Here is a 16,373-nt window from a genome sequence, read left to right as displayed (position 1 = left end):
TGCCCTCGATCTTGTCGGCCCAGCCCGCGTAGTACTCGGTCCACTCGGCGACGTGCGGTCCGACGCTCGGAGCCCAACCGCCGATGCAGACGCCGTTCTCCAGCGGGCAGACGGCCGCGAAGTCGGCGATGTGGTCGCGGAGCAGCTGGGCGAATCGGGTGAGCAGTCGGCGGCGCTCGGCGGGGCGCATGGTGCCCCACACCTCGAAGGCCTGGCGTGCGGCGGCCACGGCCCGGTCCACCTCGGCGGCACCCGCTAGGGGGATGTGCGCCTGGACCAAGCCGGTCGCCGGATTCCTGTGCTCGTAGAGGCCGCCGCTGGTGTCGGTGATGTCCTTGCCGCCGATGACCAGCCGCGGCTGCGGCAGATCGTGCTCGGCTCTGTCCTGGTGCAGCTTCACATCGACCGTGACCACGGATGCCTCCTTGAAACCGTCCGGCGCCGTCCGCGCGTTCAGCTTAAATAGCTAACCTATTTAGCCAAGGTAGTCAATGACTGGAGCAATGACCGGAGCACGCCCCGCCCCACCGGTTCACAGTCCGAGCGAGCGCCCGATGATCTCCTGCATGATCTCCGAGGTCCCGCCGAACACCCGCTGGACCCGGCTGTCCCGCCAGATGCGGGCGATCTCGTACTCGTTGACGTAGCCGTAGCCGCCGAAGAGCTGCATGCAGCGGTCGATGACCTCCCAGCCGGTCTCCGAGGTCCAGTACTTGGCCGCGGCCGCCTCTTCGGGGGTCAGCTCGCCCTGGAAGAGGGCCATGATGCAGCCGTCCACGTAGACCCGGGCGACGCCCAGCTTGGCCTTGATGTCGGCGAGGGCGAACCGGTTCGCCTGGAACTGTCCGATCGGCTGCCCGAAAGCCGTACGGGTCTTGGCGTACTCCAGCGCCAGCCCGTAGGCCCGCTCGGCCGCGGCGAGCGAGGAGACGGCGATGGCCAGCCGCTCGGTCGGGAGGTTGCCCATCATGTGGTAGAAACCGCGGCCCTCCTGCCCTATGAGGTTCTCGGCGGGGACGCGTACGTCATGGAAGAACAGCTCGGCGGTGTCCTGGGCCTTCATCCCGACCTTGTCCAGCTTGCGCCCGCGCTCGAAGCCCTCGGTGCCGCGCTCGACGACGATCAGGCTGATGCCCTTGTGCCCGGCGTCCGGGTCGGTCTTGCAGGCCACGATGACCAGGTCGGCCAGGATGCCGTTGGTGATGAAGGTCTTGGATCCGTCGATGACCCATTCGTCGCCGTCCCGGCGGGCGGTGGTGCGGATGCCCTTGAGGTCGGACCCGGCGGCCGGCTCGGACAGCGCGAGCGCGCAGATGGTCTCGCCACTGACCACCCCGGGCAGCCAACGGGCCTTCTGTTCCGGAGTGGTGAGGTGCATCAGATAGGGCGGGACGACATCGTTCTGCAGCCCGAGCCCGATGCCGACCGAGCTGGTGGCGGCCATCTCCTCCGCCATGATGGCGTTGTAGCGGAAGTCCCAGATCCCCTGCCCGCCGTACTCCTCCGGGAACTGCCAGCCGATGAGCCCGGCCTTGCCCGCGGCCGCCCACGCGGCCCGGCCCACCTGGCCGTCCCGCTCCCACTGCTCGGCGTTCGGGGCGCATTCACGCAGGTAGAAGGTGCGGGCGGTGTCCCGGAACAGCTCGTGCTCCGCGGCGAAGATCGTACGGCGCATGCTCGACTCCACTCATACATCTCGCTTATTTAGCTGAAGTAGTTATACGATAGCGCTGTATCGGCGGCTGAGCGAGGGAGGGCGCGTGAGCGTACGGGACAAGGTGGCACTCGTCACCGGAGCGGGCCGCGGCATCGGCGAGGCGATCGCCGACCGACTCGCCACCCAGGGAGCCTCGGTCGCCGTCTGCGACCTGGACCAAGAGGCCGCCGTGAAGGTCGCGGCCGGCCTCGCCGAACGGCATTCCGTCCGTGCGACGGGCGTCGGCGTGGACATCTCGGACAGCGTGGCCGTGCGCTCGGCCGTCGAGCGGGTGACCGGCGAACTCGGCCCGGTGGACATCCTGGTCAACAACGCGGCCGTCGACGCCATCGGCCGCTTCGTCGACAGCACCGAGGAGACCTGGGACCGGATCATCGCGGTCAATCTGCGGGGCACCCTCACCATGACCAGGGCCGTGCTCGACTCGATGACCGAGCACGGCGGCGGCCGGATCGTCCTCATAGCCTCGGACGCCGGCCGGGTCGGCTCGTCCGGCGAGGTGGTGTACTCCGCGACGAAGGGCGGGGTCATCGCCTTCGGCAAGGCGCTGGCCCGCGAGGTCGCCCGGCACGGCATCACCGTGAACAGCGTCTGTCCGGGGCCGACCGACACCGCGCTGCTCGGCCAGGTCGCCGAGTACAGCCAGAAGATGTACGACGCGACCGTGCGGGCGATTCCGCTGCGCCGCGTCGCCCGGCCCGCCGAGATCGCCGGTGTGGTGGCCTTCCTCGCGTCCGACGACGCCGCCTACATGACCGGGCAGACGCTCTCGGTCAGCGGCGGCCTCACGATGGTCTGAGGTGAGCGCCGTGCTGAACGTCGAACTCCGCGACAAACTCGCCGTGCTGACCCTGGACCGGCCCGGACAGCTCAATGCCATCGGCTCCGAGACCGCCGACCGGCTCGCACAGGCACTCGACGACGTACGCGACAACGACGACGTACGCGCCCTGGTCCTGACGGGAGCGGGCCGCGCTTTCTCGGCCGGGGCCGACATCAGCGAGATCGAGTCGTTCACGGCACCCGGGCAGTTCCGCGCCTTCGTCGGACGCCTGACCGGCGTGTACGCGCTTCTGGAGGAGTTCCCCAAGCCCTCGGTCGCGGCCGTCCACGGGTTCGCCTTCGGCGGCGGTCTTGAGCTGGCGCTCGCCTGCGACCTGCGGGTCGTGGAGCGGGGTGCGCGGCTCGGCCTGCCCGAGATGAAGCTCGGCGTTCTGCCGGGCGCGGGCGGCACGCAGCGGCTGCCGCGACTACTGCCTCCCGCGATCGCCAAGCAGATGATCCTCACCGGCGAGCCGATCGACGCGGAACGGGCCTGGCAGCTCGGTCTGGTCAACGAACTGGCCGAGCGCGGCGGAGCACTCGCCGCCGCCGAAGCGCTGGCGGCCACACTGACGGCCGGGGCACCGCTCGCGCTCGCGGCGGGCAAACGGCTGATCGACCACGGGCTCGGCATGGACCTGGAGACGGCGATCGCGTACGAGCGCGAGACCGTCTCGGTGCTGTTCTCCACCGAGGACCGGGCCGAGGGACTCAAGGCTTTCCGCGAGCGCCGCCCGGGAGAGTTCCGAGGCAGGTAGCGAGCGTTCTCGAAAACCGACAACAGACCCCTGACAGACCCCGACTGATCCGAACCGGTGTGGAGGTGGTGGACCGTGCGGCCACTGGAGGGCATTGCCGTCGTCGAGCTGGGCATGTGGGTGGCGGCGCCTGCCGCTGCCACCATGCTCGCCGACTGGGGCGCCGACGTGGTGAAGGTGGAGGCTCCGACCGGTGACCCCAACCGGTACACCCTCAAGCACGTCGGTCAGGACATCGACAGCGCGCCCCCGTTCGAGACCGACAACCGCGGCAAGCGCGGGATCGTCCTCGACCTGCGGTCGGACGAGGGCAAGGACGCGTTGGAGCGGCTGCTGGAGCGCGCCGACGTCTTCGTCACCAATCTCCGCCCCGGCGCCCTGGAACGTCTGGGCCTGGCGCCGGACGAGCTGCGCGCCCGCCATCCCCGCCTGGTCATAGGCACGTTGACGGGCTACGGCTGGGCAGGTGCCGAGCGCGACCGGGCCGGGTACGACGTCTCCGCCTTCTGGGCCCGGCCCGGCATCGCCGCCATGCTCAACCCGGCCGGTGAGGCGCCGCCCGGCATCCGCCCCGGCCTCGGCGACCGTACGGCCGCGTCCAACCTGGTGGCGGGTGTCCTGGCCACGTTGCTGCGGCGCGGGAGTACGGGTGAGGGCGGCGTGGTCGACGTGTCGCTGCTCCGCTCCGGCACGTACGCCAACGGCAACGACCTGGCCCTGCAGAACTTCTTCGGCAAACGCGGGCGTACCCGCCATCGCACCGAGCACGAGTCCCCGCTCTACAACTCCTACCGGGCCGCCGACGACCGCTGGTTCTGGCTGGTCGGCCTGGAGGGCAACCGCCACTGGCCCGGTGTCGTCAAGGCACTGGGCCGCGAGGACCTGGCGACGGACGAGCGGTTCGCGACCGGCAAGGCCCGGCGTGGCCACGTACGCGAACTGATCGCCGTGTTCGACGAGGAGTTCGCGCTCCGCCCGCTGGACGAGTGGGCGGAGCGGTTCGACACCGAGGGTGTGTGGTGGGCGCCCGTGCAGACCCTGGCGGAGGTGTCGGCCGATCCGCAGGCGGAGGCGGTCGGGGCGTTCGTCGAACAGCCCGGCATGGGTGACGCCCCGATGCTGCGGACGGTGGCGACACCCGTCGCCTTCTGGGGCGTCGACGACAAGCCACGCGGAGGCGCGCCGACACTCGGCGAGCACACCGACGAAGTACTCCGCGAACTCAACTGACCCGACAGATCTGCTCAGGAGGTACGGCGTGGGCATCCTCGACGACAAGGTCGCCATCGTCACCGGCGGCGGGAGAGGGCTGGGCCGGGCGCACTGCCTGGCGCTCGCCGAGGCCGGCGCGACCGTGGTGGTGAACGATCTCGGCTCGGGCATCCACGGTGAACAGACCGGTGACTCCCCCGCCGACGAGGTCGTCGCCGAGATCACCAAGCTCGGTGGCCGGGCGGTCGCCAACCACTCCTCGGTGACGGACTGGGCGGCGACCGAGACCATGGTCGCGGACACCGTCGCGGAGTTCGGCCGCCTCGACATCGTCGTGAACAACGCGGGGATCGTGCGCGACCGCATGCTGTTCTCGATGAGTGAGGCCGAGTTCGACGCGGTGATCGCCGTGCATCTCAAGGGCACCTTCGCGCTGACGCGGCACGCCTGCGCGTACTGGCGCGAGGCGTCGAAACGGGGTGAGCGTGTCGCCGGCCGCGTGATCAACACGACGTCCGGGACCGGCCTGTTCGGCAACCAGGGCCAGTCCAACTACGGCGCGGCGAAGGCCGGGATAGCCGGACTCACCGTCCTCACGGCCCTGGAGATGCGCCGGTACGGCGTCACCGCGAACGCCGTGTCACCGATCGCGGCCACGCGGATGACGGACGGGCTGGACGTCGGAGCGTCCCTCCAGGCCGTCGACGGCTTCGATCCGCGCGATCCCGCCAACGCCTCCGGCGTCGTCGTCTACCTGGCCTCCGACACCTCGGCCTGGCTGACCGGCCAGGTCCTGCGCATCGAGGGCAACCGGCTGAACCGACTGCAGGGCTGGACCGTCGCCGGAGTCCATCCCAGCCGGTCCGGCGAGGCCCTCACGTACGACGAACTCGTCGATGCCGTACCGCAGTTGTACGGGGTCGCCCCCGCCGGCCGGGCCACCGGAGTGGGCCAGTGAAGGCCCGAGGCAGCGAGGGCGACCACGACGTCGCCGCCCTCGTGCTGCGCGCGACGCTGGGCCCGATGCTCTTCGCGCACGGCTGGAACAAGGTGGCCGGGCCGGGCGGGCTCAAGGGCACGACGGGCTGGTTCGAGGCACTCGGCCTGAAGCCGCCCGAGGTGCACGCCCGGATGGCCGCCGGGACCGAGATGGCGGCGGGCGTGGGCATCACCCTGGGCGCGGCCAACCCCCTCCCGGCGGCGGCAGCCGTCGGCCTGATGGCCGTGGCGGCCCGGACCGATCACCGGGGCAAGGGCTTCTTCGTCTTCAAGGGCGGCTGGGAGTACGTCGGTGTCGTGGGCGGCGCGGCCGTCGCGCTCGCGGCGCTGGGCCACGGCAGGTACTCGCTCGACGGGCTGCTGCGACGCCAACGTGCAGGTGCGGGACCCGCGTTGCTGGCCGCGGGAATCGGCACGGCTAGCGCGGCGGCGCTGCTGGCCGTGTGCTACCGGCCGGAGCGGAAGCCGGACGAGACACAAACAGATCACTGATTACAACCAGGGCTATCAGGACTATCAGGGAGTCGACATGGACGCGGCTGACTTCAGCGCGGTGCTGTCCGAGGTCCGGCGCTTCGTCCGGGAACGTGTCGTGCCGCTTGAGGCGGAGATCGACGAGAAGGATGAGATGCCCGCGGACATCCGCGAGGCAGCCAAGAAGATGGGCCTGTTCGGCTTCGCGCTGCCCGAGGAGTACGGCGGGCTGGGTCTGTCGATGTACGAGGAGGCCCAGCTCATGTTCGAGCTCGGCTACACGACCCCGTCCCTGCGGTCGATGTTCGGGACCAACAACGGCATCGCGGGTCATGTCCTCATGGTCGGCGGCACGGAGGAGCAGAAGGCCGAGTGGCTGCCGAGGATCGCCTCCGGTGACGTACTGGCGTCGTTCGCGCTCACCGAGCCCGAGGCCGGGTCCGACCCGTCGACGCTGACCACTCGCGCCCACCTGGAAGGCAATGAGTGGGTGATCAACGGCGCCAAGCGGTACATCACCAACGCCCCGCTCGCCGACGTCTTCATGGTCTTCGCCCGCACCGACCCCGACGCGCCACGCACCCGTGGGATCTCCACGTTCCTGGTCCCGGCCGGCACGCCGGGCCTCACCGTGGCTCCGAAGGACCACAAGATGGGCCAGTTCGGCGCCTGGACCGCCGACGTGTTCTTCGACGACGTACGTGTACCGGCCTCCGCGCTCGTCGGGGGCGAGGGCGGCCTGAACCGGGGCTTCGGCACGGCGATGGGCTGCATCGCGCACGGCAGGGTGCACATCTCGGCGCTCTGCGTGGGTATGGCCGAGCGGCTGGTCCACGAGTCGGTCGAGTACGCCGGCACCCGCCGCCAGTCCGGCAGGCTGATCGGTTCCTTCCAACTGGTCCAGGGCCTGGTCGCCGACTCGATGACCGACTACTACGCCGGGCGCGCCACGGTCCTGGAGGCCGCCCGCGCCTTCGACGCCGGTACGGACACCAAGATCGGACCGTCCTGCACGAAGTACTTCGCCAGCGAGATGGTGTGGCGGGTCGCGGACCGCGCGGTGCAGATCCACGGCGGTGCGGGCTATATGCGTGGAGTCGCCGTCGAGCGCTTCTACCGCGACGCGCGGCTGTTCCGGATCTACGAGGGCACGAGTCAGGTCCAGCAGGTGATCATCGCGAAGGCGCTGCTGGGAAAGGCGACACAAGGTTGAATCGAACACCAACTCGCCATTTTCGCAAGCTTGTTGGGATAGTGTCCCGCTGACCGACGTCAGTCGCGCACGCCGCGCTCGTCGCACATGTCACGCGAGAGACCGGGATCCCCCATGACTGACCTCCAGCTCGACCGGTCCGTCGCGCTCGCCTACGCGGCGGTCGGCATGGACCCGCCGGCCCCGGTCCCGCTCCGGAAGAACGATCCCGCACGGGTCGGCCCCTATGTGCTGATGTCACGGCTGGGCAGCGGCGGGATGGGCCGGGTCTATCTGGGCCGCGACACCGTCGGCGGGACGGGAATGGCCGCGGTCAAGGTGATCCGGTCCGAATACGCGGAGGATCCCCTTTTTCGCAAGCGTTTCGAGCGCGAGGTCGGTGCGCTGGACCGCGTCCAGGGGGCGCACATCGTACGGCTGTTGGGCAGTGGCTTCGACGAGGACCTGGTGTGGGTCGCCACCGAGTACGTCCCGGGGCCGACGCTCGACGAGGTCGTCACCGCGCGTGGGCCGGTCGACGCAACGGTGGCCTGGCGGCTGATGGCCGACATGGGGCGTGCGGTCGAAGCCATCTGGCGCGCGGGGATCGTCCACCGTGACCTCAAGCCGTCCAATGTGATCCTGGCTGCCGACGGTGCTCGCGTCATCGACTTCGGTGTCGTCCAGGCCACCGACGACACCTCGATCACCGCCACGGGCCAGAACGTGGGCACCCCCGCCTTCATGTCCCCGGAACAGGTCAGGGGCAACGAGGTGACCGCCGCCTCCGACATCTTCGCGCTGGCCTCCGCCCTCGCCTTCGCCGTCACCGGGCGGGCGCCGTTCGGCGAGGGGACGGGGGTCGACGTCCTGCACCGGGTGGCCTTCGAGCCGCCGCGGGAGGAAGTCCTCGCCGAGGTGGCGGCCGTCGACGCGGACCTGGCCGAGTTCATCCGTGCCTGTCTGGACAAGGATCCTCTCAGCCGGCCATTACCGGAGGCGGTTTTCAGGACCGCCATCGGGCACCAACTGCCGGCCCCGGACGGGCAGCCGCTCCGGTCCGCCCCCAAGTGGGCACCCCTGGGCGACGGACGGCCCGCCGCCCTCGCCGCGGCGCCTCCCGTGGACCCGTCCACCGGCTCTGTCACGTCCGTCGCTCCTGCCGCGCCGATGCCCGGGAGGCGCGGAAAGCCGACGCCCGGAAGGCGCGGAAAACTGATGGCGGGCGCCGCCGCCATGGCGGGCGTGCTGGCCGCCGGGGGCATCACCGTCGCCCTTCTGCGACAGGGCGACACCGCACCCTCGGCCGGCCCCGGGCCGCAGGCGTCGTCGGCCGTGACGAAGGACCCGGCCTCGGTGCCCACCAGTTCACGGAAGGCGCCGAAGGCCACTCCGTCGAAGACGGGCCTCGACCGGGCGGCGGAGAAATCCCCCGGTGCCGGGGGCCCACGGGATCCCGCGACGCCGGACATCCGGACCTCCCGCTGTCCCGCCGAGATCGCGTCGGGGTCCCAGGGCGTCTGCGTCGAGGCGCTGCAGATGCTTCTCGTCGGGCACGGCCTGCGCGTCACGGTCGACGGACGGTTCGGGGAAGCCACCCTCACCGCGGTCAGGGCTCTCCAGAGCGAGGCCGGTATCCCCGTCGACGGAAAGGTCGGCGAGGCGACCAAGAAGCTACTGTACGGCAGGCCGCCCGGGCCGGTCAGGGCCGGCTCGGTCACCGTGACCCAGAGCGTCGACGGCGCGTCGGTCGCCCGGTGCCTCGACATCCGCGAGCCGGACGCACAGGTGTGGGGCTGCCAGGGCACGGCCACCCAGAAATGGGCCCTGTACCGGGTGTCCGGTCAGGACTCCCAGTACCTCGTCGTCAACCAGGGCAGCCACCTCTGTCTGGACGCCGGCACAGGGGGCCAGAACGGCCAGCAGATCCGGGCCAGGAACTGCGACGGACAGAGCGCCCAGAGATGGCGGCTCGGTGGCGGCGGAACACTGGTCGGCGTCCCGGATGGCCTCTGCCTGGACGCGGAGGCCGAAACCTCCGGTCAGGACGGTCAACGGGTGCAGGGCTGGGGTTGCGCGGGCAGCATCAACCAGGTGTGGAACTGGTCCTGACCCGGCGCCGGTTCAGATGCCGAGCCGGTCGAGCAGCCGCTCGTTGTACACCGCCGGCCCACCGAAGAGCAGTTGTGAGGACTTGGCCCGCCGGAAGTACAGGTGGGCCGGGTGCTCCCAGGTGAAGCCGATGCCGCCGTGGACCTGGATGTTCTCCATGGCCGCGAACACGTAGGCCCGTGAGCAGCACGCGTGGGCGACGGCGGCGGCGACCGGGAAGTCCGGGGCGCCCTCGGCGGCCAACCGTGCCGCCTCACGGGACGCGGCCTCGGCCAGCTCCACCTGGACGAGCATGTCCGCGCACTTGTGCTTGACCGCCTGGAAGGAACCGATCGGCCGGCCGAACTGATGCCGCGTACGGGCGTAGTCGGCGCTCATCTCCAGACACCGGCGGGCCCCGCCCGCCTGCTCCGCGGCCAGTGCGACCGTGGCGGTGTCCAGGACCCTGGCCATGACGCGCCCGCCCGCCCCGTCCGAGCCGACGAGCGTGGCGGGCACGGCGTCGAACGTCAGCCGGGCCATCGCCCGGGTGGCGTCCAGGGTCTCCATCGGTTCGGCCTCCAGCCCCGTCGCCCGCCGGTCGACGGCGAACAGCGAAGGGCCGGCGACAGTGCGAGCGACGACGAGGAGCAGATCGGCCGTCGTGCCGTCGATGACGAAGGCCTTGCGGCCGCTCAGCCGCCAGACACCGTCGTCGTCGCCATCCGGCACGGCGCGTGCAGAGATCAGGGCGGGGTCCCAGGACCCGCTGTCCTCGGCGACGGCGAGGGTGGCCGTGGTCCGCCCAGATGCGATGCCGGGGAGGTGGCGCGCGCATGCCTCGCTGTCGCCCGAGGCCTGCAGGGCCTGGACTGCCAGGACGACGGTGGCGAAGAAGGGCGCGCACAGCAGGGCGCGGCCCATCTCCTCCAGTACGACGCCGAGTTCGACCGGACCGAAGCCGTCACCGCCGTACTCCTCCGGGATCACCAGCCCCGGCAGCCGCAGTTGGTCGGCGGCCTGTGTCCACACCCCCGGGTCGAAGCGCGGTTCGCTCTCCATGAGCTTGCGCACGGCCTCCTCGGGTGACTTGGCTTCGAGGAACTCCCTTACAGAGGCACGCAGTTCGCGCAGTTCGCTCTCGTCGGCGGTCACGACCGCACCTCCTTGGTGGTGGCGATGGCCGGTTCCTTGGGCAGACCGAGGACGCGTTCAGCGAGGATGTTCTTCATGATCTCCTCGGTGCCGCCGAGGATGCGCAACGCCGGGGTGGCCAGGAGGAGTTCGGACCAGGCGTACGTGCCCCACCTGCCTGTGTCGGCGATCACGCGCGGGCCGAGGACGTCGGAGACGAAGTGGGCGGCCCGGGTGAGGTTCTGCCCGTACATCAGCTTCGAGACGGACATCTCGGGGCCCGGTGCGACCCCGCCGCGGAGTTTGCGCAGGGCGCGCGTGTTGAGGTGCTCGGTGGCCATGGCGTCCACGAGGAGTTCGGCGAGACGGGCGCGCAGGGCGCGGTCGTCCCAGGTCCAGGTGGCCCGCATCAGTGCCGAGAGCCGGTCCGGGGACAGGGCGGCGGCCACTGGTCCCGCGCCCTCGCTGCCGACCGTCGCGCGCTCGTTCATCAGGGTGGTCAGGGCGACGGTCCAGCCGCCGTCGATCTCGCCGAGGCGGTGGTCGTCGGGGACGCGCACGTCGGTGAGGAAGACCTCGTTGAAGTCCGCGCCGCCGGTCATCTGCCTGAGCGGCCGGACCTCGACACCGGGTGCGTCCATGGGGACCAGGAAGGCCGTGATGCCGCGGTGCTTGGGCGCGTCCGGGTTCGTACGGGTCAGTGCGAGGCCGATCTGGCTGTGCTGGGCGACCGACGTCCACACCTTCTGCCCGTTGAGCACCCAGTCCTCGCCGTCACGGACGGCCTTCGTCGACACGCTCGCCAGGTCCGATCCGGCGCCGGGCTCGCTGAACAGCTGGCAGGCGATGGCATCCCCGCGGTACATCGCGGGCAACCAGCGGTCCTTGATGCGGGGTTGGGCGTGGGCGAGGATCGTCGGGCCGATCATGCCCAGACCGATCACGCTCAGCGTGCCCGTGTCGGCGACGTCGTACTCGGACTCGATGGAGTCGTAGAGCAGGTCGTGGACTGGGGTGAGGCCGCGGCCCCCGTACGCGGGCGGGCCGGTGATCCAGCCGAAGCCGTTCTCGTGGCGGATCCGCTGCCAGTCCCTCGCCCGTTGCACGTGCTCCCGCTCCTCCTCCGGCGGAAGGCTGCTGAAGTACGCCATCGAGTCGTCGCCCTCGCCCCAGGTGAAGGCGGTCCGGTCGGGGGCCTTCGCCGCGTGCGCGTCGAGGAAGCGGCGCGCCTCGGCGGTGAAGTCCTGCATGTCCTGTTCCATCACGGGTTCCCTGTGTTCTCGGGTCGCTCTCAGGTCGAGAGGATCGTCACCGCCGACACGCCCGGCGCGCCGTACAGGTGGGTGTAGCCGACGCGCGGAGTGCCGGGGATCTGCCGGGTGCCCGCCGAGCCGCGCAGCTGGAGCACGATCTCGTGGATCTGGCGCAGGCCGGACGCGCCGATGGGCTCACCGTTGCCGAGCAGGCCGCCGTCGGTGTTGACCGGAAGGCGGCCACCGATCTCGGTGGCACCTTCGGCGATGAGACGTTCCTGTTCGCCGTCCTTGCAGAGGCCGTTCTCCGCCATGTGGATGATCTCGGACCCGGCGTCGGTGTCCTGGAGCTGGGCGACGTCGACGTCCTCGGGTCCGATGCCTGCCCGTTCGTACGCCTCGCGTGAGGCGTCGACCGTCGGGCTTTCCACCACCTCTCCCACGGGGAACGACGGGCTCTGCACCTCGAAGGCGCCGAGCCTGCGGCTGCGCAGGGAGGTGGACCGGATCCGTACGGGCGTGGAGGTGTACTTGTGGGCCTGGTCGGCGCGGCACAGAACGAGGGCCGCGGCGCCCTCGTCCGGGCCGCAGTACATGTACTGGCGGAGCGGGTGGTTGAGGACCGGGGAGGCGAGGATCTCCTCAGGTGTGAGGGGAGTCCGGCGCCAGGCCTTCTCGTTTCCGGCCGCGTTGCGGAAGTTCTTCGACGCCACGCGCGCGAGCGTGGCGTGGGAGATGCCGTGGTCGTGCATATAGCGGTTGATCTTCATGCCGAAGAAGTGGGTGGTGAGGAAGAGCCCGGTCTGCCCGTACCAGGAGGGGATGCCGGCGACGGAGGGGTCCGCGGCGAACGCGCCGCGCGGGTGTTTGTCCATACCGATGGCGATGGTCAGGTCGTGCTCGCCGGTCTCGATGGCCCGGGCGGCGAGGGCCACTGCCGTACCGGCCGTGGCGCAGCCGTTGAACACGCCGCGCAGCGGAACGCCCGTCAGGCCCAGTTTGCCGACGATCGCGTCCGGGTTCGCGACCTCGAAGCTGCCGACGTATCCGCCCTGGATCTGCGGCCAGGTCACGCCCGCGTCGGCGAGCGCCAGCCGTACGGCGTCCGCGCCCATGTCCATGGCGGGCTTGCCGGGAAACCGGCCGAAGGGGTGGAGCCCCACCCCGATGATGACGGCCTCAGTCATGACGCATCCTCCTCCACCGGCTCTGCCTGGGCGAACATCTCGGCCTCGGCGGGCTCTTCGACTTCGGCGGGCTCTTCGACCGGGGCGAACGCGAACGTCATGACCTCGGTGCCGTCGTCCCGTACGGCATAGGGCACGAGCGTCAGCCGCATGTCCTGCCCGATCCTCAGCTTCTCCGGGTCGGGTTCGGTGAGACGGGCCTCGACCAGCAGCTCGCCGGGGAGTTCGACGTAGCCGACGGAGTACGGCTCGAAGGTCTCGGGGCCGTCGTACGGCGGGGACGGCGGGCGGAAGTTCTGGGTCGTGTACGTCCACAGCGTCCCGCGGTCCGCGAGCAGCTGTGTCTTCGACTCGTCGCTCGCGCACCGGACGCAGTCCGAGGCCGCCGGGAAACTCACCAGACCACACGCCGTGCACTCGGAGCCGATGAGCCGGAGGGGTTCGGATGCGGAGGGCGGCCAGGTGAACAGGCCATCGGTGACCGGCCGTTGCGTCGTGGTCATCTCACGCCCCGTTCCGGTTGCCGAGGGCGTCGGCGTTCGGGGCCGCCTTGGCCACGAGGTTCGGTACGACGGAGGACAGCTCCTCCAGAGTCCACCGGGTCTCGGCACTTGCGCCGGGGCCGTTGACCCAGCCCTCCAGAACGGTGATCCGGTTGCCCACGACGCCGAACACCCGGCCGGTGACCTCGCGCGACGCCGCCGAGCCCAGCCACACCACGAGCGGTGAGATGGCCTCCGGGGTCAGGTCCTCGCTCTCCGCGGCCCGCTTCATCATCTCGATGTCCTCGGTCAGCCGGGTGAGCGCGGTGGGCGCTATGGCGTTCACCGTCACGCCGTAGCGGGCGAGTTCGGCCGCGGCGATGACGGTGAGGCTCGCGATACCGGCCTTGGCCGAGCCATAGTTCGACTGGCCCGGGTTGCCGAAGATGCCGGACGGAGAGGTGGTGTTGATCACCCGCGCGTCGTTGTCGTGACCGGACTTGGCCCTCCCCCGCCAGTACGCGGCCGCGTGGTGCAGGGTCGCGAAGCTGCCCTTGAGATGGACGGCGAGCACGCTGTCCCAGTCCCGCTCGGTCATCGACACGATCATCCGGTCGCGCAGGATGCCGGCGTTGTTGACCAGCACGTCGAGGCCGCCGTAGGTGTCCACGGCCTGCTGGACGAGCCGGCCCGCGCCCTCCCAGGAGGAGATGTCGTCCGTGTTGGCCACCGCCTCGCCGCCGGCCGCGACGATCTCGTCGACCACGGTCTGGGCGGGCCCGGCCGAGGAGCCCCCTCCGTCGCGTGAACCGCCCAGGTCGTTGACCACGACCTGGGCGCCGTGCGCGGCGAACGCCAGGGCGTGTGCCCTGCCGATCCCGTTGCCGGCCCCGGTGACGACCACGACACGGCCGTCGACCACTCCTTCAGACATCCTCAACTCCTTTCTGAATACGGCGAGTTGGCATCGCCGAGCAGTACTCGCGGGTCCTCGCTGCCGCAGGCGCACCTGCCTGCGACAACGCGGCCCGCGATGCCGAGCGGTGTCTCGGAAAGGGGCGAGGCACGCCCCTCCCCCGCCGCGACGTACAGCTGTCCGTCCTCGCGCTCGCCGACCCGCCATTCGGCGCCGTTGACGTGCGCGCCGCACCGCTCGGGGCACTCCAGGGCGAGAGCCGGTCCCACGGCGGAGATCAGGCAGGCGGACACGCCCACCCCGCGGAGTATCGGCACGGCCGCGGGCCGGGCCAGTACGAGGGACGTCGAGCGGAACATGTCACCGAGATCGGCCGCTCCGGCGAGACCTTCCAGGGTCTCCGCCGACAGGCCGATCACCGCGTGCGGGTCCAGTTCACGGTGGAAGACCGAGGTCCGGCGGTGGTCCCAGCCCATCGCCTCCGCGATGCCGTAGGTCACCTTGAGCGACCGCAGTGCGCCGATCACCGCGTGACCCCAGAAGCCCTCGAAGCCGGACGTGGTCAGCAACGCCCGCTGCCCGGCGGCCAGTCCGTGCTCGCGCAGCCGTGCGGTGACCCAGTCGGTGTCCCGGGCGAGTTCCGCCCAGGTCAGCTCCATGTCCCGCATGCCGTCGGCGGTGGGGAAGCGTACGAGGTAGGCCAGTTCGGGCCGGTCGAGTGTCCTGGCGCGGGCCAGGGTGTCGGCGCGTGCCATCAACTCTTCACCACCCGGGGGAACTTGGCGACGCTGGTCATGGTCTTCAACAGGTCCTCCTCGGTGCGCATGTCGAGCACCGGCTTGACTCCGGTCCGCTCACGCACGGCCTCGCCGAGCCGCCCTGCCAGGGCGTCGACATCTGCGGTGAGCCCCGGGTCGTAGCCGACGCGCAGCCGCGGCTCGTCGACCTCGCGCCGGTCCCGGACGATCTGGAACACCCCGGCCACGGTCTCCGGCTGGTCCTCCACCGCCTGCCAGATGTCGCGCAGGACCACGGAACGGCCCTGGACCAGCGTCTCGTCGCCGCGCCGCCCGGCCACCCACATCCGGGCGTGGGTACGCCCGCAGCCGCAGCGGTCCCCCGAGAGGCGCACGAGGTCCTCGCTGCGGTAGCGGATCAGCGGGGCGGCCCGGTTGTCCAGGTCGGTGGCGACCAGTTCGCCGAGGTCCGTCTCCGGGACGTCACGCCATCCGCCGTGTTCGTCGACCTCGACGCACTCCGCGAACACGGTGTCCTCCCAGAGGTGGAAGCCGTCGTGCTCCCGGCACTCCCAGGCGGTGCCGGTGTCGGCCGCGCTGGTGTACTCGTAGACGTCGATGCCCCAGTCGTCGCGGATCCGCTCGCGCATCTTCCGGCTGAGGGGCTGTCCGGCGCACGAGGCGCCCTTGAGGGAGGAGAACGCCTCCTTGAGATCCGTCTTCTCGGCGAGGTGCTCCAGCTCCACCATCTGCGGATACATCATCTGCAGGTAGGCCGGCCGGTAGGTGCGCAGGGCGTCGACGACCTCGTTCATCTTCCCGAGCCAGGTGTCCACCTCGATCACCACGGCGCCGAGTGCCTGGTAGCCGGGGTCCATGAGGTTGCGGAAGGTGCCGGGCGGGCTCAGCACCCGGTCCCCGGGCCTGAGGCCGAGCTCCCAGAGGTCACGCACCTGTGCGGTGACCAGAGGTGGTGCGTCCTCCCAGATCTCGGCGAAGAACTCCGGGTCGCCGGTGGTGCCCGAGCTGGAGGAGACGGAGGTCAGACCTTCGACGGGAACGCAGAGCAGACCGCCGAACGGGTCGCCGGTGCGGGCCCGGTGGGCGCGCACCATGTCCTTGGTGATGAACGGGATGCGCGCCCGGAAGTCGTCCAGGCAGCGGATGTCACGTGGGTGCACCCCGTGCTCGTCCCAGAGCTCTCGGTAGAAGGCGGAGTTGCCGTAGGCGTACTCGACGAGTTCGACGACCCGTTCTTCCTGCCGCGCCCGCAGTTGGTCGCGGGGCATGGTCTCCACCTGTGGCTCGAAGTACCTGTCCCCGGTGTCCCTGTCACCGCCCATGGCGCCTCCTCGCGGCTCGGCTGCCCAGATCTTCCAGCTATCAGCACAATCAGTCA

The 16,373-nt window shown here is 70.6% G+C and carries 16 protein-coding genes; 7 read left to right on the top strand and 9 right to left on the bottom strand.

What is annotated here, in order from left to right:
- Nucleotides 1-415: aldehyde dehydrogenase family protein (locus O3Q52_RS04640; protein ID WP_269647491.1), on the bottom strand; the 415-nt coding region annotated here is incomplete at its 3' end.
- 117 nt (nt 416-532) lie between these two features.
- The gene (locus O3Q52_RS04635) at nt 533-1,675 is read right to left on the bottom strand and encodes an acyl-CoA dehydrogenase family protein (protein WP_269647490.1); all 1,143 of its coding nucleotides are present in this window, start codon (nt 1,673-1,675) and stop codon (nt 533-535) included.
- Nucleotides 1,676-1,760: 85 nt separating this feature from the next.
- Between O3Q52_RS04635 and O3Q52_RS04630 the strand changes: the two genes are divergently transcribed.
- From O3Q52_RS04630 to O3Q52_RS04600, 7 genes are all read left to right on the top strand, one after another.
- Nucleotides 1,761-2,516 carry an SDR family NAD(P)-dependent oxidoreductase gene (locus O3Q52_RS04630; RefSeq protein WP_269647489.1) on the top strand — a complete coding sequence of 252 codons (756 nt, stop codon included), beginning with the start codon at nt 1,761-1,763 and terminating at the stop codon, nt 2,514-2,516.
- A 1-nt stretch (nt 2,517) separates the two neighbouring features.
- Nucleotides 2,518-3,297, top strand: a complete 780-nt coding sequence (locus O3Q52_RS04625; protein WP_269647488.1) for an enoyl-CoA hydratase/isomerase family protein — start codon at nt 2,518-2,520, stop codon at nt 3,295-3,297.
- 75 nt (nt 3,298-3,372) lie between these two features.
- Complete coding sequence (locus tag O3Q52_RS04620) at nt 3,373-4,527, top strand: CaiB/BaiF CoA-transferase family protein (protein ID WP_269647487.1); 1,155 nt, start codon at nt 3,373-3,375, stop codon at nt 4,525-4,527.
- A gap of 28 nt (nt 4,528-4,555) precedes the next feature.
- Nucleotides 4,556-5,467, top strand: coding sequence for an SDR family NAD(P)-dependent oxidoreductase (locus O3Q52_RS04615; RefSeq protein ID WP_269647486.1), 912 nt, complete (start codon nt 4,556-4,558; stop codon nt 5,465-5,467).
- The gene (locus tag O3Q52_RS04610; protein WP_269647485.1) at nt 5,464-6,000 is read left to right on the top strand and encodes a DoxX family protein; all 537 of its coding nucleotides are present in this window, start codon (nt 5,464-5,466) and stop codon (nt 5,998-6,000) included. The genes O3Q52_RS04615 and O3Q52_RS04610 overlap by 4 nt, the downstream gene beginning before the upstream one ends.
- A gap of 37 nt (nt 6,001-6,037) precedes the next feature.
- The gene (locus tag O3Q52_RS04605) at nt 6,038-7,195 is read left to right on the top strand and encodes an acyl-CoA dehydrogenase family protein (protein WP_269647484.1); all 1,158 of its coding nucleotides are present in this window, start codon (nt 6,038-6,040) and stop codon (nt 7,193-7,195) included.
- A 114-nt stretch (nt 7,196-7,309) separates the two neighbouring features.
- The gene (locus O3Q52_RS04600) at nt 7,310-9,286 is read left to right on the top strand and encodes a protein kinase (protein ID WP_269647483.1); all 1,977 of its coding nucleotides are present in this window, start codon (nt 7,310-7,312) and stop codon (nt 9,284-9,286) included.
- Between the two features lie 12 nt (nt 9,287-9,298).
- Here the strand turns inward: O3Q52_RS04600 and O3Q52_RS04595 are convergent, their stop codons facing one another.
- The 7 genes from O3Q52_RS04595 to O3Q52_RS04565 are packed head-to-tail and all read right to left on the bottom strand — an operon-like array spanning nt 9,299 to nt 16,317.
- Nucleotides 9,299-10,420 (bottom strand): acyl-CoA dehydrogenase family protein, encoded by a 1,122-nt coding sequence (locus O3Q52_RS04595; protein WP_269647482.1) that lies wholly within the window; start codon nt 10,418-10,420, stop codon nt 9,299-9,301.
- The gene (locus O3Q52_RS04590; protein WP_269647481.1) at nt 10,417-11,661 is read right to left on the bottom strand and encodes an acyl-CoA dehydrogenase family protein; all 1,245 of its coding nucleotides are present in this window, start codon (nt 11,659-11,661) and stop codon (nt 10,417-10,419) included. Before O3Q52_RS04590 ends, O3Q52_RS04595 begins: the two co-directional genes overlap by 4 nt.
- A 29-nt stretch (nt 11,662-11,690) precedes the next feature.
- Nucleotides 11,691-12,839: a thiolase family protein gene (locus O3Q52_RS04585; RefSeq protein WP_269647480.1), complete on the bottom strand. Its 1,149-nt coding sequence runs from the start codon at nt 12,837-12,839 to the stop codon at nt 11,691-11,693.
- Complete coding sequence (locus O3Q52_RS04580; RefSeq protein WP_269647479.1) at nt 12,836-13,342, bottom strand: Zn-ribbon domain-containing OB-fold protein; 507 nt, start codon at nt 13,340-13,342, stop codon at nt 12,836-12,838. The genes O3Q52_RS04585 and O3Q52_RS04580 overlap by 4 nt, the downstream gene beginning before the upstream one ends.
- A 1-nt stretch (nt 13,343) precedes the next feature.
- Entirely contained in the window at nt 13,344-14,255 is a 912-nt protein-coding gene (locus O3Q52_RS04575) for an SDR family oxidoreductase (protein WP_269647478.1), read from the bottom strand.
- A gap of 2 nt (nt 14,256-14,257) precedes the next feature.
- Nucleotides 14,258-14,992, bottom strand: coding sequence for a hypothetical protein (locus tag O3Q52_RS04570; protein ID WP_269647477.1), 735 nt, complete (start codon nt 14,990-14,992; stop codon nt 14,258-14,260).
- Nucleotides 14,992-16,317 (bottom strand): phenylacetate--CoA ligase family protein, encoded by a 1,326-nt coding sequence (locus tag O3Q52_RS04565; RefSeq protein WP_269647476.1) that lies wholly within the window; start codon nt 16,315-16,317, stop codon nt 14,992-14,994. The genes O3Q52_RS04570 and O3Q52_RS04565 overlap by 1 nt, the downstream gene beginning before the upstream one ends.
- Nucleotides 16,318-16,373: the final 56 nt, after the last annotated feature.

The organism is Streptomyces sp. ActVer, assembly GCF_027270795.1.
GTDB lineage: Bacteria > Actinomycetota > Actinomycetes > Streptomycetales > Streptomycetaceae > Streptomyces > Streptomyces umbrinus_A.
Note: the sequence above shows the minus strand (reverse complement) of the source record. Positions and strands in the feature narration are given on the sequence as shown.

Bases quoted from the DNA above. Each gene is read 5' to 3' on its own strand.
- O3Q52_RS04635 (WP_269647490.1), bottom strand. From the start codon at position 1,675: ATGCGCCGTACGATCTTCGCCGCGGAGCACGAGCTGTTCCGGGACACC.
- O3Q52_RS04605 (WP_269647484.1), top strand. From the start codon at position 6,038: ATGGACGCGGCTGACTTCAGCGCGGTGCTGTCCGAGGTCCGGCGCTTC.
- O3Q52_RS04600 (WP_269647483.1), top strand. From the start codon at position 7,310: ATGACTGACCTCCAGCTCGACCGGTCCGTCGCGCTCGCCTACGCGGCG.
- O3Q52_RS04590 (WP_269647481.1), bottom strand. From the start codon at position 11,661: ATGGAACAGGACATGCAGGACTTCACCGCCGAGGCGCGCCGCTTCCTC.
- O3Q52_RS04585 (WP_269647480.1), bottom strand. From the start codon at position 12,839: ATGACTGAGGCCGTCATCATCGGGGTGGGGCTCCACCCCTTCGGCCGG.
- O3Q52_RS04580 (WP_269647479.1), bottom strand. From the start codon at position 13,342: ATGACCACGACGCAACGGCCGGTCACCGATGGCCTGTTCACCTGGCCG.
- O3Q52_RS04575 (WP_269647478.1), bottom strand. From the start codon at position 14,255: ATGTCTGAAGGAGTGGTCGACGGCCGTGTCGTGGTCGTCACCGGGGCC.
- O3Q52_RS04570 (WP_269647477.1), bottom strand. From the start codon at position 14,992: ATGGCACGCGCCGACACCCTGGCCCGCGCCAGGACACTCGACCGGCCC.
- O3Q52_RS04565 (WP_269647476.1), bottom strand. From the start codon at position 16,317: ATGGGCGGTGACAGGGACACCGGGGACAGGTACTTCGAGCCACAGGTG.